Raw genomic sequence first — 18,960 nt, forward strand, 5'->3', positions numbered from 1 at the left:
TCTAGTGGCGGTGCTGCTCGTCGCTCGTGGCGATCGGCGCATCCGGGTAGGAGCAGTATTCGGACCAGCTGCCGGGGAACAGCGCCAGCTCGATCCCGGCGGTGGCCGCGGCCAGCACCTGGTGCGAAGCGGTGATCCCGGAACCGCAGTAGGCGGCCGAACCCGGCCGGTCGGCGCCCAGCTTCGCGAAGCTGGCCTGCAGCGCTTCGGGCGCGTGGAACCGCATCTGCGCGTTCAGGTTGTCGGTGGTGGGGCGATTGCGCGCGCCGGGGATATGCCCGGCCACCGGGTCCACTGGTTCCTCGATGCCCAGATAGCGTGCGGTGGCCCGCGAATCAATCAGCGTCCCGGCCACCTGTCCCAGCTCCTCGTACTCCACCACCGGCATCCGGCCCCAGGACAGCGACACGCTGCCCGGCTCGGCCTGCTCGTAGCCCAGCGCCAGCTGCCCGCCGGCGTCGGTCCAGGCGCCCAGTCCCCCATCGAGCACCTGCACGCGCTCGAACCCGGCATGGCGCAAGAGCCACCAGGCGCGGGCGGCGGCCAGCGCGCCGGCGTCGTCGTACACCACGACCTCGCTGCCGCCATCGATCCCCCAGCGGCGCGCGGCCGCTTCGAAATCCGCCGGCAGCGGCAGCGGATGGCGGCCGGTGTGCTCGCCCGGGGTCCCGGAGAGCTCCTTTTCCAGGTCGACGAACACGGCGCCGGGAATATGCCCGGCGGCGTAGTTCTGCGCGCCGTCATCGCGCCCGAGCACCCAGCGCACGTCAAGCAGCACCGGGTTCTGGCCTGCGTCCAGGATTTCGCGCAGCTGCGCGGCGCTGATCAAGGGGTTCATTGGCTGTGTCCTCCCAGCAGCTCGTCGAGTTCGTGTTCGATTCCGGGTTCCGGGCGCAGATAGCTGCATCCCGCGCGCTGGGCGATCGCGCCGAGCTGGCGGTCGAACAGGCCCAGCCCGTTGCCGTTGAGCAGCCCATCGTGGATCGGGATCCAGCACGCCGCATCCACCGCCACGGCGAAATCGGCCGCCTCGGCCATCTTGCCCCACGGGGCCATCACCGGCAGCAGCAGCACATCGGGCTTGGCCCCGATGGGAACCTGGTAGCTGTCGCCCGGGTGGAAGATTTCCCGCTGGCCGACCGCGCGGTCCCCCAGCAGGTAGCCCACGTTGGCCACCAGCGGGATCGAATGGTGGATCGTGGCGTGGGTGCCACCGAAGGTGCGGATGCGGATGCCGCCGACGATGAAGTCGGCCCCGGCCCGCACCGCCACCACCTGGGCTTGGCTGGCCGGCGGCAGTTGGCCGCGCAGCGACTGCGCCAGCGCTTCGGGTGCGTAGAGCTCCAGGACGGGGTTCGCTTCCAGCGCGGCGGCAATGGCCGGCTGGTCTGCATGATCGGCATGCTCATGGGTGATCAGCACGGCATTGATGCCGTTGAATGCGTCGTCGAGCTGTGAGAACCCGCCCGGATCCAGCAGGACCTTGCCGTCGATCGTGCCCGCTTCCACGCAGGAATGGCCCCTAAGTTTGATGCGCATATCCTTAGCGTAGGCTCAGCGCCCCGCCCATGCCAGAGCCAGACACGCATTGCGCCGCAAAGTTGGCTAAAATTGAGGGAAACCGCAGGTGATTGGCCCAGTTTGCTGGCTGGTCGCCGGTCCGCAACAACGTCAAGGAATGGTGCACGTCGATGTCCCAGCCAGAAACCCGGGTCACCAAGCAGCGCCTGGCCGTCACCGAGGCGCTGAGCGAGGTCGATGATTTCGCCACCGCACAGCAGCTGCACCGCTGGCTGCAGGATTCCGAGAAGAAGGTTTCGCTGGCCACCGTGTACCGCCTGCTGCAGTCCATGGCCGACGACGGCCTGGTCGACGTGCTGCGCAGCGGAGATGGCGAAGCCCGTTTCCGCCAGTGCGTCACCGAAGTCCACCACCATCACCTGGTCTGCCGCTCCTGCTCCAAGACCGTCGAGGTGCTCGCCCCGGCCGTCGAGCGCTGGGCCGCCCGCGTCGCGGCGGAGAACGACTTCTCCGATCCCGAGCACACCGTGGAGATCTACGGCCTCTGCGCCGACTGCCGAGCCAAGGCCGAGACCGGCACCAGCTCCGCCAAGTAGCCGTTTCAAGACCCGGGATCGGTTATCCCCACAAGAAAACATTCGAAGACATTTTCGAATAACGGGCGTATACTTATAGCATGTCCGAAGCAAAGGCGCACGGAAATGGCCTCGCACTCACCGCGGATCAGCCGGATTTGGAATCCCACCTGATCCAGCTGCAGAACGATCTGTCATGGCTCCAAGACCATGGCAGCAAAGCCGAATGCGCCCAAGCCATCGAATCCATCGAGGGCGTCATCTCTTCCCTGCGCTATGGCCAAGCTGGCCTGGCCCATCAGCTGGAGAAAGAAGTGCTGCGCGAGAATGAAGAGCGCGGCACCAATATCGATGACCAGGTCCGCGGAGCAGCCAGCCGGGTCGCCATCGCCCGCAAGCGGCCCCAAAACGGTTCCAGGAACTACTTGGTCAACTGCCGGATCCTCTTCGAAGACACGCCAAATATTGCCGCCGCGTTTTCCCGCGGTGAATTCACCGAGGCGCAGATCCAGGCAATGCTCACTCCGCTGCAGGATGTCCGGCCGCTGCGCCGCACCGAATTCGATGAAATTTTCGGGCAGAATCCAGACATGTTCGAATCCATGGGGCCTAAGCGCATCAAGGAGACGGTCACCAACTTCACCGTCAAATACACCTCGGATCGCGAAGACAAGAAGCTCAAGGACTCCAACGCCCAGCGTTATGTCCGCTTCCGCAAGGACCGCGAAGAAGGATGCGTTTTCCTGCAAGCCCGTCTGCCCATTGTGGGCGGCACCGGTTTGCAGAAGACCCTGAGGGACCAATCGTTCAGGATCAAGTGCAAGGGCGACCCGCGCACGCGCACGCAGATCGAGGCCGACCTGCTGGCCCGCTACATGTTCTTCGATGAAAACAACGAACAGACGATCAACGTCCAGCTGGGGCTGATCATGACGGACAAGGCATTGTTCATGGGCGATCGGGAACCGGCCTATTTGGAAGGCTACGGCTTCATCCCTGCCCAGACAGCCCGGGAACTAATTGGCGGCCACCAGATCCCCAATGAGCTGACCTTCGAGGAAATGGAAGCCAAGCTCACCCCGGAAAATATTGAGCGGATCGAGGTAATGACCGAGATTACCCGCCTGTACACAGCACCTGGGGATCAGGAACTGATCACGATGGATTCCAAAGCCCGGATCTTCCCGCAAAAGCTCAAGAAGTTCATCAGGATCCGCGACCGGCACTGCCGAACCCCATTCTGCGATGGGCTGGTCGAGGAAACAGACCATGTCACCCAATTTGCCCGTGGCGGAGCGACCAGCGTTTCGAACTCATCGGGCCGTTGCGCCATCTGCAATAAGGCAAAGCAAGCCACCGGCTGGTACGAATACACCGCATTCAATGATCATCATTCGATGCTGATCTGCCCGGGCTCGGCAATGTCCTATCGCTCTACCGCGCCACCGGCAACTGGGTACGTTCATAAGCCATTCCCGCAATTGATGTGCGATTCACAGTGGTTCACGCAATTCAAGGAACGGCTCGACCATCCCGATGGGCCACATTGCAGGCAATCATAGATAGCAGCGCGTGCTCCGTTGCGCTATTCATCGCACGAAGGCCATCCCCGGGCCTAACAACCCTCTAGCATGTTTGCCGCGGCCGGAGAGCAGCATCAGCAATTCAAGACGAGTGCCGGCGATCTGCGGGCCAATGCCCCAACGAAAAGTTTCGTCCTGGCTGCATAACTGCACCTTGCGTGCCAGTTCCTTGGCACCGCCAACGCCTTGAGGGGTGGCGGCCTGGTACTTGATCGCCAATTCCAGCGACATTTCGGGATAGTCCCGTTTCAAGCCCACGGCACGGCGGATATCCTCGCCGTGCGCGATTTCTTCGACCAATCGGCTGGCTACCGGCCCCGGCGGAGCATCGCGCAAACCAGCTACCTTCACAAGCTTCTGCAATGTCCCATCGGGAGTTGCGGATTTCTCTGCCGCCACTCCCTGATCGTTCTGGCGGTCAAAGTTGAATCCGGCCTTGGCCATCGCGATCAGCAGCCGGAAAATCGTTGCCCGCGCGTTATCGACTAAATGGGCGGCCACCTCATGGATGCTCCACCCGCTGCAGAGCGAAGGAGCCTCCCACTGATCCGCCGTCAATGTTCCCAGATCATCGATCAGGGCAAGGCGCTCGGCGTGGACCAATGGCCAGATTTCACTGGCAGGGATTTTGCTCATGTTCCACCTTGGGAGCATGGACTCCAGTTAGTCAAGCAAGCCCATGCCAGCCGACGCGCTCCAGGGACAGCAGCGCTATACCTGGTGCCGGCGCGGGGAACGCACCGCTTCGATTCCACGGCAGATCACATAGATAAGGAATGAAATCGTCGTGACATACGGGCTGATCGGCAAGGAACCTGCCAATGCCAGCAGGATGCCGCCTACGACAGCCAGTTCTGCGAACACGATGGAGAGCACGACGGTAGTAACCGGGTTGGAGGTCACGCGCATGGCGGCGGCGGCCGGGGTGATCAGCAACGCAAGCACCAGCAAGGCGCCAACCACTTGGATCGTCACGGCCACGGCCAACGCCAGAATCATCATGAAGACAATGGACAGGCCCGAGGTGCGCACGCCGCGGGCGTTGGCAACCACCGGATCCACCGAAGCGAAGGTCAAGGGGCGCCAGACAAGCAGCAGCGCGATGACCACTACTGCCGAAAGGAGCAGCATTCCGTTCAGTTGCACATCATCCACGGCCACGATCTGGCCGGTCAGCAAGCCGAACTTGTTCGCGCTTCGTCCCTCATACAGCGACAGGAAAAGGATGCCCAAGCCAAGTCCGAAAGGCATGAGCACTCCGGTGATGGAGTTACGATCCCGGGCCCGGGTTCCGAGGATGCCCAGGATCAGGGCCGCGATCATGGAACCGAAGACTGAACCGGTCACCACATCAGCGCCGATGAGCAAGGCGAACGCCGCACCCGCGAAGGACAGCTCGGCGATGCCGTGCACGGCGAAAGCCATGTCGCGCATCATGATGAAAATCCCGATCAGGCCGCCGACGATGCCCAGGGCAGCGCCGGCGATCAAGGAATTGGTCACCAGCGGAAGCAGCAGCCCATAGTCCTGGAAATTGAACGCCTTCTCCAGAAGATCCGAAAAGTTCATATCCTGCTCCTACTTTCCGGTCTCGAGTTCGATGTCTTCAATGTGGTCATGCCCGTCGGCGGGCAAGGCCCGGGTTCCGTCACCGGAGACCACCACGATGCGTCCGTTGACCCGAAGCACCGCGACCGGAGCGCCGTAAAGTTCGGTGAGCACGGAGGACTGCATGACTTCATCCACGCTGCCCAGGTGGAAGCGCCCTTCGGCCAGGTACAGGACACGGTCGACGTACGGCAGGATCGGGTTGATCTCGTGCGTCACGAAGACCACGGCGCTGCCGCGCTCCACAGCCTGGCGGTGAATCACTTCACTGATCGCCTGCTGGTGGTTCAGGTCAAGCGACAGCAACGGCTCATCGCACAGCAGGACCCGAGGGTCGCTGGCCAATGCCTGGGCGGCGCGCAAGCGCTGCTGCTCGCCTCCGGAGAGGTCGGACACCGCGCGGTTGGCGTAACCGCTGGCGCCAACGAGCTCCAGCAGTTCGTCGACTTTGTTGCGCACAGCCCGGCGGGCCATGCGGATCCCGGGCTTGGCGCCATCCACCCCCAGCGCCACCAGATCGCGGGCGCGCAACGGAACGTTGTCCCCAAAGGGTCGTTGCTGCGGAATCAGCCCGACGGCAGCTGATCCCCTGCGCACCGGCTCACCGGCGATCGAGACGCGGCCGTGATTCAGCGCGGTGGTGCCGAGCATCGTGTTGATGAAGCTGGTCTTGCCCGATCCGTTGGGCCCCAGAACTGCAAGGAACTCCCCGGCCGCGATGGACAGGTCGAGTTGTTCCCAGAGCACGCGCGAGCCGAAGGCAAGGCGCGCGTCTTCGAATTTGACGATGGGGGTCTGAGTCATTGACTGCTTTCTAGATTGCGCTGGCTGCGGATGGGCCGGCGACGAAAAACTGCGGCACCGCAATGGGTGCCGCAGTCAATCCTACCAGTTGCGAGTCATTCGCAATATGCGCTTAGGCGTGAGCTTCCGCTATTTTGCCTGCTTTTCGCTGCGAGGCGGGATAACGCGCTTTCGGGTGGTATCGGTGATCTCGCCAACCAGCACCTCGATGATGTCCTCCAGGAAGACGACGCCGAGGGTTGCGCCGGACTCGTCGACGACTGCAGAAAGGTGGTTTCCTTCCTGCCGCATCGCTTCGAGTGCCGCCTCGATTTCGGTGTCCTGCTCCAACCGGCCCAGCGGATGCAATGGCAAGTCGAGCAGCGGCTGCGTGGAGTGCGCATCATCGATGAGCATCACGTCCTTGACATGCCAGTAGCCCACCGGGACGTCGTTCTTGGTGATCACCATGCGCGAGAACCCGGTCTTGCCGACCTTCTTCTCGAATTCGCGTGCGGTGGTCTGTCCGTATTCCAAGGTGAACAGGTCATCCAGCGGAACCATGCAGCTGCGTGCGGTCACCGAGGAGAATTCCAGCGCCTTGGTCAACCGTGCGGCGTCGTCCTCATCCAGCGCGCCTTCCTCGGAGGAAGTATCGATGATCGAGCGGACTTCGGCGGCAGTGTAGGAACTGGCCACCTCGTCCTTCGGCTCGATGCCGAAGGCATGCAGCACGAGGTTCGCCATGCCGTTGAGCGACGCGGTGATCGGCTTGAGCAGCTTGGACAGGCCAACCAGCGGCATGGCCAGCAGCAGCACGGCCTTGTCGGCGATGGACACCGAAATGTTCTTCGGCACCATTTCGCCGAAGGTCACGTGCAGGAAGGTCACCAGGATCAAGGCGATCAGGAAGGCAACGGAGTCCGCGGCGGATTCGGCCATGCCGATCTTCATCAGCGGCTCGGCGAGCAGGTGGTGGATTGCCGGCTCGGAGATATTCAGGATCAGCAGCGAGCAGACGGTAATGCCCAGCTGGCATACCGCGAGCATGATCGACACATGCTCCATGGCGTACAGCGCGACCTTCGCCCGCTTGTTGCCTTCGTCGGCCAGCGGTTCGATCTGCGAACGACGTGCGCTCATCACCGCGAATTCACCGGCGACGAAGAACGCGTTGCCGGCCAGCAGCACAACCAGCCAGATCAGGCCCATGAAGTCATTCATTGCCTTCCTCCTTCGCTGGGGTTGCTGGTTCGAAGCGGACCTGCGAGATGCGTCGGCCGTCGAGTTCGGTCACCGTGAAGGTGCCATGCTCGGTGACGACCTGGTCGTTGAGCTCGGCCAAGCGGCCCAGTTCGGCGAGCATGAAGCCGCCGATCGTCTCGTACGCCGATTCCTCCGGGATCACGTCGCCATCGAAGTTCTCGTTGATTTGGTCCGGACGGTACATGCCCGGGAACAGCCAGTTGCCATCGGGCTGGGTGACTGCTTCTTCCTCGTCCTCGTCGTGCTCATCGGACACTTCGCCGACGATTTCCTCGACCAGGTCTTCAAGGGTGACCAGCCCGGCGGTTCCGCCGTACTCGTCCATCACGATTGCAACCTGGTATTCGGCGGCGCGCAGCTGCTCGAGTAGCACGTCCAGGTGGATTGTTTCCGGCACGTACAGCGCATCGCGGGCGAACTCGCCGACCTGCAGCGCAGCGCGGCGTTCACGGGGCACCGAGACAATCGCCTTGACATGGCAGATGCCCTGGATTTCATCGGTGGATCCGGTGGTGACCGGGAAACGCGAGAAGCCGGTGTCGGCGCTGACTTCGATCAGCTCGGACAGGGCCGCCTCGGAATCGATGGTAGACATCGAGGTGCGCGGGGTCATCACGTCGGCAGCGGTGCGCTCGGAGAATTCAATGGTGGATTCCACAAAGCGCGCGGTCTGCACATCCAGGGTGCCCAGCTGGGCCGAACGGCGCACCAGCGACGCCAATTCCTGCGAGGAACGGGCCGCGGAGATTTCCTCCTTGGCTTCCAGCCCGAAGAACTTGCGCAGGACCATGTTGGAGAAGCCATTGAGCACGATGATCGCCGGCTTGAAGATGGCGGTGAAGACCAGCTGCGGGCGGGCCAGCAGCTTGCCGACCGCCATGGCCTTGGCGATCGCCATGTTCTTCGGGACCAGCTCGCCGATCAGCATCGACAGCAAGGTGGCAACGACCATCGAGACGACAACCGCGATGGCCAGCGAGCTTGCGGCGGGAATGCCCAATTTTTCCATCAACGGCTCGAGCAGCGCGCTCATCGCCGGTTCAAGCACATAGCCGGTCAGCAAAGTGGTCAGCGTGATGCCCAGCTGGCAGCTGGAGAGCTGGGTGGAGAGGGAGGTCAAGCACTGCAACAGCGGCTTGGAGCCGCGCTCGCCATTGTTGACTGCGTTCTGGACGGTGCTTTTATCCAGTGCGACCAAGGAGAATTCCACGGCCACGAAGAAGCCGGTGCCGAGAATCAGCAGCAGGCCGAAGAGTATTGAGAGCCATTCCATAGGCGCTTACCGCCGCCTATGCGCTGGCGTGCAAAGTTCAGTTTCAGTGCCGATCTGGCGGCAACTAGAAGGCTCCAAACGGGAGGCGGAACTTCCTGAACATGGACTGTTGTGGCCGGCACTGCGCCCGTGGGCGGCACACCGGCTTGGAGAGTGAGATTCCATAGTGCGCATCAGTCTATCGAACGAAGTGCTGTTGCGCACGACTTCGACACATGCTCGTTCAGCGGTGCCGCGGATACGCTGAACGGCATGTTATACGCGACACTTTCGTGAGATTAGATACGTCCCGTGGCCAAGTGGGAGAAAAAGTCACTAGACTGGTGCGCAGGTCTAGAAATCTTGTGGGCCGCAGTGGTCGTATCACGTCCTCGAAAGACCACCGGCTCAAGCTAGAACAACGTAGAAATCAGGGAAGAGGCGTTGCACGTGCCAGAGCAAGCACACCACCGGCTGACCGAAGAGTTTGGTGGAAACGAGTGGCTAGTAGACGAGCTGTTCGAACAGTATCTCGTCGACAAGAACTCGGTTGATAAGAAATGGTGGGATATTTTCGAATCTCTCGCCGCCGAAAAGAAGGAACCCGCAGCACCGGCAGCGCAGCCGGCACCAGCAGCGGCAGCCGCGGCAGCACCAGCTGCCAACGGGCAGGGCGCACCACGCGCCGCCGCCCAGGCCCGTGCCACCGAACCAGCGCCGGCTGCCACGGCAGCACCAGCTCCGGCCGCTGAAGCCAAGAAGGCTGAGCCAGCTCCGAAGACTGCCCCGATCCCGGCACAGGCCCCGAAGGCCACGCCGTCCACCGAACTTTACGGCGAGGAGAAGCGCACCCCGCTGCGCGGGCCGATGAAGGCCATCGCAACCAACATGGATGCCTCGCTCACCGTTCCTACCGCAACCACCGTGCGTGCCGTGCCGGCCAAGGTGATGATCGACAACCGCATTGTCATCAACAACCATCTCAAGCGCGCCCGCGGCGGCAAGATCTCCTTCACCCATCTGATCGGCTTCGCCGTGATCCGTGCGCTGAAGCAGATCCCGTCGATGAACGTCACCTACGACGTGATCGACAAGAAGCCGACCGCGATCCAGCCGGCTCACGTGAACTTCGGCATCGCCATCGACATGCCGAAGCCGGATGGCACCCGCATGCTGGCCGTGCCGAACATCAAGGCCGCCGAGACCCTGAGCTTCAACGAATTCTGGGCCACCTACGAAGATTTGATCAAGCGCGCCCGCGGCAACAAGCTGACCGCTGACGACTACGCAGGCACCACCGTCTCGCTGACCAACCCCGGCGGCATCGGCACCGTGCACTCGGTGCCCCGCCTGTCCAAGGGCCAGGCCGCGATCATCGGCGTTGGCGCACTGGAATACCCGGCCGAATACCGCGGCTCCTCGGAGAAGACCGTGGCCCGCCTGGGCATCGGCAAGCACATCACCCTGACCTCCACCTACGACCACCGCGTCATCCAGGGTGCAGGTTCGGGCGAGTTCCTGAAGCTGGTCGAGTCGCTGCTGCTGGGCGAGCAGGGCTTCTACGACGAGATCTTCGAGCAGCTGCGCATCCCTTACGAGCCGGTCCGCTGGGCCGTCGACAACCAGGTCGACATCGACCTGCAGGTCAACAAGGTCGCCCGCATCCAGCACCTGATCAATTCCTACCGCGTGCGCGGCCACCTGATGGCCGACACCAACCCGCTGGAATACGTCCAGCGCAAGCACCCGGACCTGGACATCAAGTCCTACGGCCTGACCCTGTGGGACCTGGACCGCGAATGGCTGGCCGGCGGCTTGGGCGGCAAGGACCGCGCGCTGCTGCGCGACATCCTCGGCGTGCTGCGCGATGCCTACTGCCGCACCATTGGCACCGAGTACATGCACCTGCAGAACCCGGAAGAGCGCGAATGGTTCCAGGCGAAGCTGGAATCCGGCTACGCCAAGCCAAGCCGCGAAGAGCAGCTGCGCATCCTGAGCAAGCTGAACTCCGCCGAGGCCTTCGAGACCTTCCTGCAGACCAAGTTCGTCGGCCAGAAACGCTTCTCGCTGGAAGGCGGCGAATCGCTGATTCCGCTGCTGGATGCGATCATCTCCGACGCCGCCGATGAGCAGCTCAACGAGGTTGCGATCGGCATGGCCCATCGCGGCCGCCTGAACGTGCTGACCAACATCGCTGGCAAGACCTACGCACAGGTCTTCCGCGAATTCGAAGGCACCGCCACCCCGGGCTCGGTCCAGGGCTCAGGCGATGTGAAGTACCACCTGGGCACCGAGGGCTCGTACACCTCGGACGCCGGCAACCAGACCAAGATCTACCTGGCTGCCAACCCATCGCACCTGGAAGCGGTCGATCCGGTGCTCGAGGGCATTACCCGCGCCAAGCTGGACCGGCTGGAGCAGAAGAACACCGTGCTGCCGATCCTGGTCCACGGCGACGCCGCCTTCGCAGGCCAGGGCGTGGTTTCCGAGGTGCTGGCAATGAGCCAGCTGCCGGGCTACAAGACCGGCGGCACCGTGCACGTGATCGTGAACAACCAGATCGGCTTCACCACCGCGCCGAGCTCCTCGCGCTCCTCGGTCTACGCCACCGACGTGGCCCGCACCGTGCAGGCTCCGATCTTCCACGTCAACGGGGATGACCCGGAGGCAGTGGTGCACGTGGGCCAGCTGGCCTTCGAGTACCGCCAGAAGTTCGGCAAGGACGTCGTCATCGACCTGGTGTGCTACCGCCGCCGCGGCCACAACGAGGGCGACGACCCGTCGATGACCCAGCCGATCATGTACAACCTGATCGAAGCCAAGCGCTCAACCCGCAAGCTGTACACCGAGGCCCTGGTCGGCCGCGGCGACATCACGCAGGAAGAAGCCGAGAACGTGCTGGCCGAGTACAAGGAGAACCTGGAGCGCATCTTCGCCGAGACGCATGCCGCCCAGACCTCCCCGATCCCGATCATCACCCCGGGCTCGACCATCAACGACCTGGAGAAGCCATTCGCGCAGGCCGCCGACGAGAACACCGTCGACGGCGCCCGCGGCTCGGCCATCTCCGAGCAGACGCTGGCCAAGATCGGTGCCGCCCACCTGGACATCCCAGAAGGCTTCACCATGCACACCAAGCTGAAGTCGCTGCTGGAGCGCCGCGAGAAGATGTCCCGCGAAGGCGGCATCGACTGGGGCTTCGCCGAGCTGGCAGCCCTGGGCAGCCTGACCATGGAAGGCGTGCCGGTCCGCCTGGCAGGCCAGGACTCGCGCCGCGGCACCTTCGTGCAGCGCCACGCAGTCTTCCACGACCGCGAGAACGACAACGAGTGGTACCCGCTGAAGGGCCTGTCCGAGGACCAGGCTCCGCTGTGGATCTACGACTCGCTGCTCTCCGAATACGCCGCCCTCGGCTTCGAGTACGGCTACTCGGTAGAGCGCCCGGATGCGCTGGTCATGTGGGAAGCCCAGTTCGGCGACTTCGTCAACGGCGCGCAGACCGTGATCGACGAGTTCATCTCCTCCGCCGAGCAGAAGTGGTCGCAGTCCTCCTCGCTGGTCATGCTGCTGCCGCACGGCTACGAAGGCCAGGGCCCGGACCACTCCTCGGCCCGCATCGAGCGCTTCCTGCAGCTGTGCGCGGAGAACAACATGGTCGTGGCCCAGCCGTCCACCGGCGCCAACCACTTCCACCTGCTGCGCCGCCAGGCCTACGCCCGTCCGCGCAAGCCGCTGATCGTCTTCACCCCGAAGCAGCTGCTTCGCCTGAAGGCAGCCGCCAGCGCCGTGGAGGACTTCACCACCGGCGGCTTCCGCGAGGTCATCGGCGATGCGTCGATCACCGATGCGAACGCCGTGGACAAGGTGCTGCTGTGCTCGGGCCGCGTGTACTACGACCTGCTGGCAGCCCGCACCAAGGCGAACGACACCAAGACCGCACTGGTGCGCGTCGAGCAGCTCTACCCGGCTCCGGCCGAGCAGATCGCCGCCGAGCTGGCCAAGTACCCGAACGCCGAGGTTTCGTGGGTCCAGGACGAGCCTGCGAACCAGGGCCCATGGCCGTTCTTCGGCCTCTACGTGGTGCCGCAGCTCGATCGCAAGATCAAGCTCGTTTCGCGCCCGGCATCGGCTGCCACCTCGGCCGGTACCGCCAAGCGCCACGAAGCAGAAAACGCAGTGCTGATCCAGCAGGCTTTCGCCCGCTAACCAGCATCGGCTGAACGCTGCTAGCCAGCTGTGCCGGCGAACCGACCGGGGGGGTTGACCTCGGAGGTTCGCCGGCACAGCGCTTTAACCCCGGCACCGGATTCTCGCAGGGAATTGTGGGGTTCAACCACTGGCCGCCTCCCCCGATGCCGGCGATCCGACTGCTAAGGTGGGGATCGATTCATCATTTTGAGCCAACGAAAGGTCGCCCAGTTGGAGTTACGCACAATCCGCATTACCGCAATCGGAGATGAGCTGCTGGCCGGGCATGGCGACCCGCGAGGCCTGGGCTGGTTCGGCCGGGTCATGGCCCGCACCCAGGATCCGGCGCTGCGCCTGCAGTCCTTCGTCCTGGCCGCACCGGCCGAGGGATCCGAGTCGCTGGCCGAGCGCTGGCTGGGCGAAGCCTCCCGCCGCTTCAGCGACCAGTACGAGAACCGCCTGGTCATCGCACTGTCCGACCGCGACGTCGACCTGGACGTCACCACCGCGCGAAGCCGGCTGAACCTGGCCAACATCCTGGATTCGGCCTCGCAGATGAACATCAAGGCGCTGCTGGTCGGCCCGGCCCCCGGCTTGGACGATGCGCGCAACCAGCGCGTGGCGGAGCTGAACCGGGTGTACTCGGATGTGGCGCTGCGCCGCAATCACCACTACGTCGATACCTTCACCCCGCTGCGTGCCCATGCCCAGTGGCGTGCGGACCTGAACGCCTCCGGCGGCGTGCCCGGCCAGGCCGGGTACGGCCTGATGGCCTGGCTGGTGCTGCACCGCGGCTGGTATTCCTGGCTGGACTTGCCCGAGCCGGGCGATAGCTGAGCCGGTCCGGTCCGTTAGGAAAATGGGCCGGAAGTGTGAAAGACTATGAGCCGGCCCGAATTTTCGGGAAGTACTATTGATCCCTCTAAGGAGTCACCATGTCGAAGCGCGCTCGTAAGCGTCGCGATCGCAAGCGTGGCGGTGCCAACCACGGCAAGCGCCCAAACAGCTAAGCGAAGCGAATATGAAAAGAACCCCGTACCCTTCGAGATCTTCTCGAAAGATGCGGGGTTTCTCTTTGCCTTGCTAGCGGTGCCGGGCTAGTGCCCCGACTCCACGCGGATCTGTGAAATCCGCGCAATGATGCTGGCCTTCAGGGTCTGCGGGGCATGCTCCTGGCAGCTGCGGCGCACCACCGAGCGGATGATGCACTCCAGATCGTACTGCTCGGTGCATTCCGGGCAGCCTTCCAGATGAGACTTGACCTCCTTGAGGTCATCGAGCGTCAGCGCGCCGTCAAGGTACTCGTAGATGCGGACGATGCGGTCATCGGCGCAATCACCCAATGAATTGCAATCCATCCTATTTCGCTCCTCGTTCGGCCTTGGCGGCGCTCTTGCTCTGGGTGCCGGTGGCGATCCCGCGATCCGCGGCGTAATCCGCCAGCAATTCCCTCAAATTCTTTCGTCCACGATGCAACCTGGACATCACGGTGCCGATCGGCACGCCCAGGATCTCGCTGGCTTCCTTGTAGCTGAAGCCCTCGACATCCACGAAGTACACGGCCATGCGGAAATCCTCGCCGATCGACTGCAGCGCGGCCTTCACATCCGAATCCGGAAGGTGGTCCAGCGCTTCGGCCTCGGCCGAACGCAAGCCGGTCGGCGAATGCTCCATGGCCTGTGCCATCTGCCAATCCTCGACCGTGTCGGTGGAGGTGCGCAGCGGTTCGCGCTGGCGCTTGCGGTACAGGTTGATGTACGTGTTGGTCAGGATCCGGTACAGCCACGCCTTGAGGTTGGTGCCAGGCTTGTACTGGTGGAACGCGGAATAGGCCTTGGTGTAGGCCTCCTGCACCAGATCTTCGGCATCCGACGGGTTGCGCGCCATGCGCAGGGCAGCCGAATAGAGCTGGTCCACGTACTGCATCGCGTCACGCTCGAAGCGTTCGCGGCGCTGCTGTTCGGACTCAGAGGCCGCATCGGGCAAATTCTCGTCCACGCTCTCGTTATTCATCACTGCCGAGTCTACGCGTTCAACCGGCTTTATGCGCGCGCCAGCACGGGCCCGGGCCGGGCGCGGGGCCTCGACCAGCGCGCAGGCGGTGCCGCCGGCACTTGAAGTGTCCTGTCGTATCGTCACACTAGGCATAACCAACCGGGCGCAAACCTTATTCCCGCACCGATCTCGGCTAGGATTAAGCAGTGGGCGCACAGTGCTTCAAGCGCTGCCAGCGCCCCCGAAGTGAAGCATCGAGCCGAAGGATCTACCAATCAGCACCGCAAGCGCCCCCGGCAACCGACCCAACCAGCTGCACGAGGCAGAAGAGAACTGGTGGGCGGCGCCCTTCGCCGCCACCGGCCTGGATGCCACCGTGCAGGTGCCCGCGTCGAAGTCGCTGACCAACCGGTATCTGATCCTTGCGGCCCTGGCCTCCTCCCCCTCCACCATCCACAACACGCTGATCAGCCGCGACACCGAGCTGATGCTGCGCGCCCTGGCCGAGTTCGGGGCTGGAATCGAGCGCATCGGGCAGGCCGATGGCTCCACCACCGTGGTCATCACCCCGGGCCAGCTGGCCGCCGGCCCGCTGTCCATCGACTGCGGCCTGGCCGGCACGGTGATGCGCTTCGTGCCCCCGCTGGCCGCCGTCGCCGGCGCCACGGTGGCCTTCGACGGCGACGAGGCGGCCCGCGTGCGCCCGATGGCCCCGGTGCTCGACGCGCTGTCGGACCTCGGCGCCCGCATCGACTACGCCGGCGCCGCCGGAATGCTGCCCTTCACCATCGATGCCAGCGCCATGAAGCAGGACGCCGAAGTGGTCATCGACGCCTCGGGCAGCTCGCAGTTCATCTCGGCGCTGCTGCTGGTCGGCCAGGCCCTGCCCGGCGGGCTGGCGCTGCGCGCCGCGCCGGGGCCGATCGCCTCGCCCGACCACATCGCGATGACGGTGCAGACCCTGCGCGAGCTCGGCGTGGACGTGCAGGTCGATGCCGATGCGCGCGGCTGGCGCATCGCACCGGGGCAGCTGAAGGGCTTCACCGTCACCGTCGAGCCCGACCTGTCCAACGCCGGCCCGTTCCTGGCCGCCGCGCTGGCCACCGCCGGCACCGTGCGCGTGCCCTTCTGGCCCGCGAAGACCACCCAGGTGGGCGGCAAGTGGGTCGAGATCCTGACCGCCATGGGCGCTCAGGCAAGCTTGGGCGATGACGGCGTGCTTTGCGTGCGCGGCACCGGAACAATCCGCGGGATCGACTACGCCGACGCCTCCGAGCTGGCCCCGACCCTGGCCGCCCTGTGCGTGCTGGCCGATGCGCCGAGCACGCTGAGCGGCATCGGGCACCTGCGCGGGCATGAAACCGATCGGCTGGCCGCGCTGGAAGCCGAATTATCGAAGGTCGGCGCGCGCGTCACCGCGACCGCCGACGCGCTGCACATCGTCCCAGGGCCGCTGCGGGCCGCGGATATCGAGTCCTACGAGGATCACCGCATGGCCACCGCCGGCGCCCTGCTGGGCCTGGCCATCGACGGGGTGCGCGTGCAGAACATCGCCACCACCGCGAAGACCATGCCCGACTTCCCGCAGTTGTGGAGCGCCATGGCCGCTACCGCAAAGGCCCAGGGCTGATGCGCTACTCCGACTACGACGAGTCCTCGGTGCGCGTGCGCCCGAACAAGAAGGGCAGCCGTCCGCGCACCAAGGACCGACCGGCCCACGAGCAGGCGGTGATCGGCCGCATCATCACCGTGGACCGCGGCCGCTATACTGCGATCCTCGACGAGGACACCGCCACCGAGCGCATCGTCATCGCCGCCCGCGCCCGCGAGCTGCGCCGCCAGGCGATCGTGCCCGGGGACCTGGTGGGGCTGGTCGGCGACACCTCCGGCAAGCCCGACACCCTGGCCCGGCTGGTGCGCATCGAACAGCGCAGCACCCTGCTGCGCCGCAGCGCCGATGACACCGATGCCACCGAGCGCGTGGTCGTGGCCAATGTGGACAAGCTGGTCATCGTCGTCGCCGCCGCGAACCCCGAGCCGCGCACCGGCTTCGTGGACCGCGCGCTGGTCGCCGCCTACGACGCCGGCATCCAGCCGGTGCTTTGCGTGACCAAGGCCGATGTGAAGGACCCGGCCGAGTTCCTCACCCACTACGAGGGGCTGGACTTCCCCGTGGTCATCTCCCGCACCACCGCGGCCGAGGCCTCGGGCATCGACGCCCGCAGCGCCGACGGCTCCAGCGCCCGGCTGGATGCCGGTGCCCTGGCCGAACTGGAGCAGCTGCTCTCCGGCTGCGTCTCGGTGGTGCTCGGCCACTCCGGGGTGGGCAAGTCCACCCTGGTCAACGCCCTGACCGGGTCTACCCGCGCCACCGGGCACGTCAACGCGGTCACCGGCCGCGGACGGCACACCTCCTCGAACGCGCTGGCCCTGCGCCTGGGCGGCACCCCCGGCTCCTGGCTGATCGACACCCCGGGCATCCGCTCCTTCGGGCTGGGGCTGGTGGATCCGGACAATATCCTGGCCGCCTTCGAGGACCTGGCCGAGATCGCCACCGGCTGCCCGCGCGGCTGCACCCATGCGGCCGGCGAGGCCGGCTGCGCGCTGGAAGCCTGGGCCGCCGAGTCCGAAGGCAGCCAGGCGGCCAACCGCCTGGCCTCCTACCGCCGGCTGGTCACCACCGAGGAAACCACGCACGAAAAGGAGCTCGGCGCGCAGTAGCCGCCGCATAACCATGGCTGAATACACCCTGCAACAAGATCTCGACTTCGCCCTGGCATTGGCCGACAAGGTCGACGCCTTCACCCTGGCCCGCTACGGCGCCAACGACCTGGTAGTCGAATCCAAGCCGGACATGACCCCGGTCTCCGATGCCGATCGCGGCGCCGAGCAGCTGATCCTGGCCGAACTGGCAGCCCACCGCCCCGGCGACTCGGTGCTCGGCGAGGAGTTCGGCGTGCACGGAGATTCGGCCCGGCGCTGGGTCATCGACCCGATCGACGGGACGAAGAACTTCGTGCGCCGCGTGCCGGTGTGGGCCACGCTGATCGCGCTGCTCATCGACGACGAGCCGGTGCTCGGCGTCATTTCCGCCCCGGCGATGACCCGCCGCTGGCATGCGGCCACCGGCCTGGGCGCCTACGTCAGCGAACCGGGCACCGCCTCCGGGGCCACCGCCACCCGCCGCCTCGCCGTCTCCTCGGTCAGCGCGCTGGAAGACTCCTCGCTGTCCTACGCCTCGCTGAACGGCTGGAAGGACGCCGGCAAGCTAGATGGCCTGCTGGAGCTGCTGGGCACCGCCTGGCGCACCCGCGGCTACGGGGATTTCCTCTCCTACGCGCTGGTGGCCGAAGGCGCGGTCGACGCCGCCTTCGAACCAGAGCTGGAGCTCTACGACATGGCAGCGCTGGTGCCGGTGGTGCGCGAGGCCGGTGGCCGCTTCACCTCGGTGGCCGGGGCGGAAGGCTGCCATGGCGGCAACGCGCTGGCCAGCAACGGAAAGCTGCACGAGGCGATCCTGCCCTACCTGAACCGCAGCTAGGCGCCGGGACGATCATGGCACCTGCACGCCGCGGACCGGCCGGCCTGACCACCAGCGAAGAGGACTACCTCAAGGCGCTGTACGCGCTCACCGAATGGGAAGACGCCGAAGTCGGCACCGGTGCGCTGGCCGACCAGCTGGGCCTGTCCCCCGCCTCGGCCACCGCCATGGTGCAAAAGCTCGCCGCCAAGGAGCTGGTGAACCACGTGCCGCGCGGGGCGATCACGCTCAGCGAGACCGGGCGGCGCGAGGCGCTGCGCATGGTGCGCCGCCACCGGCTGCTGGAGACCTTCCTGCGCGACGAGCTGGGCTACGGCTGGGACGAGGTCCACGACGAGGCCGAGGCCCTGGAGCACACCGTCACCGACCGGTTCATCAACGCCCTGGATGCCCGGCTGGGCCACCCGCGCCATGACCCGCACGGAGATGCGATCCCCAGCGCCGACGGGACCTTGCCGGTGTCTGCCGCGATCCGGCTGGACCGCTTCACCGGAAGCAGAGCGGTCATCGACCGGATCAGCGACGAGGATCCGCAGTTCCTGCGCCGTGCCGCCGTCCAGGGCCTGGTGCCCGGGGCGGGGATCGAGCTGCCGCATCAGCTGGATTTCATCGAGGCCTCGCTGATCTGGGTGCGCAAGGCCTAGCTGC

18 protein-coding genes are annotated in these 18,960 nt (G+C 65.1%); 9 read left to right on the plus strand and 9 right to left on the minus strand.

All coding sequences use genetic code 11. The features are described 5' to 3' along the window. Position 1: 1 nt before the first annotated feature. Both BKX98_RS13700 and BKX98_RS13705 read right to left on the minus strand, forming a co-directional pair. A complete protein-coding gene (locus tag BKX98_RS13700) occupies positions 2-838 on the minus strand; it encodes a sulfurtransferase (protein WP_073707654.1) in 837 nt (278 codons plus the stop codon). Beyond that, a complete protein-coding gene (locus BKX98_RS13705; protein WP_073707655.1) occupies positions 835-1,539 on the minus strand; it encodes an MBL fold metallo-hydrolase in 705 nt (234 codons plus the stop codon). Before BKX98_RS13705 ends, BKX98_RS13700 begins: the two co-directional genes overlap by 4 nt. A 152-nt stretch (positions 1,540-1,691) precedes the next feature. Here BKX98_RS13705 and BKX98_RS13710 point away from each other — a divergent pair, with 152 nt between their 5' ends. After that, positions 1,692-2,117 (plus strand): Fur family transcriptional regulator, encoded by a 426-nt coding sequence (locus tag BKX98_RS13710; RefSeq protein ID WP_073707656.1) that lies wholly within the window; start codon positions 1,692-1,694, stop codon positions 2,115-2,117. An 80-nt stretch (positions 2,118-2,197) separates the two neighbouring features. Then, a complete protein-coding gene (locus tag BKX98_RS13715; protein ID WP_073707657.1) occupies positions 2,198-3,658 on the plus strand; it encodes an HNH endonuclease in 1,461 nt (486 codons plus the stop codon). Between the two features lie 27 nt (positions 3,659-3,685). Here BKX98_RS13715 and BKX98_RS13720 read toward each other — a convergent pair whose 3' ends face one another. From BKX98_RS13720 to BKX98_RS13740, 5 genes are all read right to left on the minus strand, one after another. Next, positions 3,686-4,315, minus strand: coding sequence for a maleylpyruvate isomerase family mycothiol-dependent enzyme (locus BKX98_RS13720; protein ID WP_073707658.1), 630 nt, complete (start codon positions 4,313-4,315; stop codon positions 3,686-3,688). Positions 4,316-4,390: 75 nt separating this feature from the next. After that, positions 4,391-5,248, minus strand: a complete 858-nt coding sequence (locus BKX98_RS13725; protein WP_038990428.1) for a metal ABC transporter permease — start codon at positions 5,246-5,248, stop codon at positions 4,391-4,393. A 9-nt stretch (positions 5,249-5,257) separates the two neighbouring features. Continuing rightward, the gene (locus BKX98_RS13730; protein ID WP_073707659.1) at positions 5,258-6,091 is read right to left on the minus strand and encodes a metal ABC transporter ATP-binding protein; all 834 of its coding nucleotides are present in this window, start codon (positions 6,089-6,091) and stop codon (positions 5,258-5,260) included. Positions 6,092-6,220: 129 nt separating this feature from the next. Then, on the minus strand, positions 6,221-7,294 hold the full coding sequence (locus BKX98_RS13735; RefSeq protein WP_073707660.1) for a hemolysin family protein: 1,074 nt from the start codon (positions 7,292-7,294) through the stop codon (positions 6,221-6,223). Beyond that, a complete protein-coding gene (locus BKX98_RS13740; RefSeq protein WP_038990424.1) occupies positions 7,287-8,609 on the minus strand; it encodes a hemolysin family protein in 1,323 nt (440 codons plus the stop codon). The genes BKX98_RS13735 and BKX98_RS13740 overlap by 8 nt, the downstream gene beginning before the upstream one ends. 429 nt (positions 8,610-9,038) lie before the next feature. Here BKX98_RS13740 and BKX98_RS13745 point away from each other — a divergent pair, with 429 nt between their 5' ends. From BKX98_RS13745 to BKX98_RS17420, 3 genes are all read left to right on the plus strand, one after another. Next, positions 9,039-12,794: a multifunctional oxoglutarate decarboxylase/oxoglutarate dehydrogenase thiamine pyrophosphate-binding subunit/dihydrolipoyllysine-residue succinyltransferase subunit gene (locus BKX98_RS13745; RefSeq protein ID WP_073707710.1), complete on the plus strand. Its 3,756-nt coding sequence runs from the start codon at positions 9,039-9,041 to the stop codon at positions 12,792-12,794. A 213-nt stretch (positions 12,795-13,007) separates the two neighbouring features. Then, positions 13,008-13,613, plus strand: a complete 606-nt coding sequence (locus BKX98_RS13750; protein ID WP_038990422.1) for a GDSL-type esterase/lipase family protein — start codon at positions 13,008-13,010, stop codon at positions 13,611-13,613. Positions 13,614-13,711: 98 nt separating this feature from the next. Then, positions 13,712-13,786, plus strand: a complete 75-nt coding sequence (locus BKX98_RS17420; protein WP_369299107.1) for a 50S ribosomal protein bL37 — start codon at positions 13,712-13,714, stop codon at positions 13,784-13,786. Between the two features lie 87 nt (positions 13,787-13,873). Here the strand turns inward: BKX98_RS17420 and rsrA are convergent, their stop codons facing one another. After that, on the minus strand, positions 13,874-14,134 hold the full coding sequence (gene rsrA, locus BKX98_RS13755) for a mycothiol system anti-sigma-R factor (protein ID WP_038990421.1): 261 nt from the start codon (positions 14,132-14,134) through the stop codon (positions 13,874-13,876). Between the two features lies 1 nt (position 14,135). Next, positions 14,136-14,789 carry a sigma-70 family RNA polymerase sigma factor gene (locus BKX98_RS13760; protein ID WP_168202065.1) on the minus strand — a complete coding sequence of 218 codons (654 nt, stop codon included), beginning with the start codon at positions 14,787-14,789 and terminating at the stop codon, positions 14,136-14,138. A gap of 295 nt (positions 14,790-15,084) precedes the next feature. Here BKX98_RS13760 and aroA point away from each other — a divergent pair, with 295 nt between their 5' ends. The 4 genes from aroA to BKX98_RS13780 are packed head-to-tail and all read left to right on the plus strand — an operon-like array spanning position 15,085 to position 18,956. Further along, entirely contained in the window at positions 15,085-16,401 is a 1,317-nt protein-coding gene (gene aroA, locus BKX98_RS13765; protein WP_073707662.1) for a 3-phosphoshikimate 1-carboxyvinyltransferase, read from the plus strand. Continuing rightward, a complete protein-coding gene (locus BKX98_RS13770) occupies positions 16,401-17,492 on the plus strand; it encodes a ribosome small subunit-dependent GTPase A (protein WP_369826792.1) in 1,092 nt (363 codons plus the stop codon). The genes aroA and BKX98_RS13770 overlap by 1 nt, the downstream gene beginning before the upstream one ends. Before the next feature lie 7 nt (positions 17,493-17,499). Continuing rightward, positions 17,500-18,312 (plus strand): inositol monophosphatase, encoded by an 813-nt coding sequence (locus tag BKX98_RS13775; protein ID WP_369826795.1) that lies wholly within the window; start codon positions 17,500-17,502, stop codon positions 18,310-18,312. A gap of 14 nt (positions 18,313-18,326) precedes the next feature. Then, positions 18,327-18,956 carry a metal-dependent transcriptional regulator gene (locus BKX98_RS13780; RefSeq protein ID WP_073707664.1) on the plus strand — a complete coding sequence of 210 codons (630 nt, stop codon included), beginning with the start codon at positions 18,327-18,329 and terminating at the stop codon, positions 18,954-18,956. Positions 18,957-18,960: the final 4 nt, after the last annotated feature.

The organism is Glutamicibacter sp. 0426 (genome assembly GCF_001906485.1).
GTDB lineage: Bacteria > Actinomycetota > Actinomycetes > Actinomycetales > Micrococcaceae > Glutamicibacter > Glutamicibacter nicotianae.

What these genes read in the sequence shown, in the direction of transcription:
- BKX98_RS13700 (WP_073707654.1), bottom strand. Translation starts at nt 838, where the DNA reads ATGAACCCCTTGATCAGCGCCGCGCAGCTGCGCGAAATCCTGGACGCA.
- BKX98_RS13705 (WP_073707655.1), bottom strand. Translation starts at nt 1,539, where the DNA reads ATGCGCATCAAACTTAGGGGCCATTCCTGCGTGGAAGCGGGCACGATC.
- BKX98_RS13710 (WP_073707656.1), top strand. Translation starts at nt 1,692, where the DNA reads ATGTCCCAGCCAGAAACCCGGGTCACCAAGCAGCGCCTGGCCGTCACC.
- BKX98_RS13715 (WP_073707657.1), top strand. Translation starts at nt 2,198, where the DNA reads ATGTCCGAAGCAAAGGCGCACGGAAATGGCCTCGCACTCACCGCGGAT.
- BKX98_RS13720 (WP_073707658.1), bottom strand. Translation starts at nt 4,315, where the DNA reads ATGAGCAAAATCCCTGCCAGTGAAATCTGGCCATTGGTCCACGCCGAG.
- BKX98_RS13725 (WP_038990428.1), bottom strand. Translation starts at nt 5,248, where the DNA reads ATGAACTTTTCGGATCTTCTGGAGAAGGCGTTCAATTTCCAGGACTAT.
- BKX98_RS13730 (WP_073707659.1), bottom strand. Translation starts at nt 6,091, where the DNA reads ATGACTCAGACCCCCATCGTCAAATTCGAAGACGCGCGCCTTGCCTTC.
- BKX98_RS13735 (WP_073707660.1), bottom strand. Translation starts at nt 7,294, where the DNA reads ATGAATGACTTCATGGGCCTGATCTGGCTGGTTGTGCTGCTGGCCGGC.
- BKX98_RS13740 (WP_038990424.1), bottom strand. Translation starts at nt 8,609, where the DNA reads ATGGAATGGCTCTCAATACTCTTCGGCCTGCTGCTGATTCTCGGCACC.
- rsrA (WP_038990421.1), bottom strand. Translation starts at nt 14,134, where the DNA reads ATGGATTGCAATTCATTGGGTGATTGCGCCGATGACCGCATCGTCCGC.
- BKX98_RS13760 (WP_168202065.1), bottom strand. Translation starts at nt 14,789, where the DNA reads ATGAATAACGAGAGCGTGGACGAGAATTTGCCCGATGCGGCCTCTGAG.
- BKX98_RS13770 (WP_369826792.1), top strand. Translation starts at nt 16,401, where the DNA reads ATGCGCTACTCCGACTACGACGAGTCCTCGGTGCGCGTGCGCCCGAAC.
- BKX98_RS13780 (WP_073707664.1), top strand. Translation starts at nt 18,327, where the DNA reads ATGGCACCTGCACGCCGCGGACCGGCCGGCCTGACCACCAGCGAAGAG.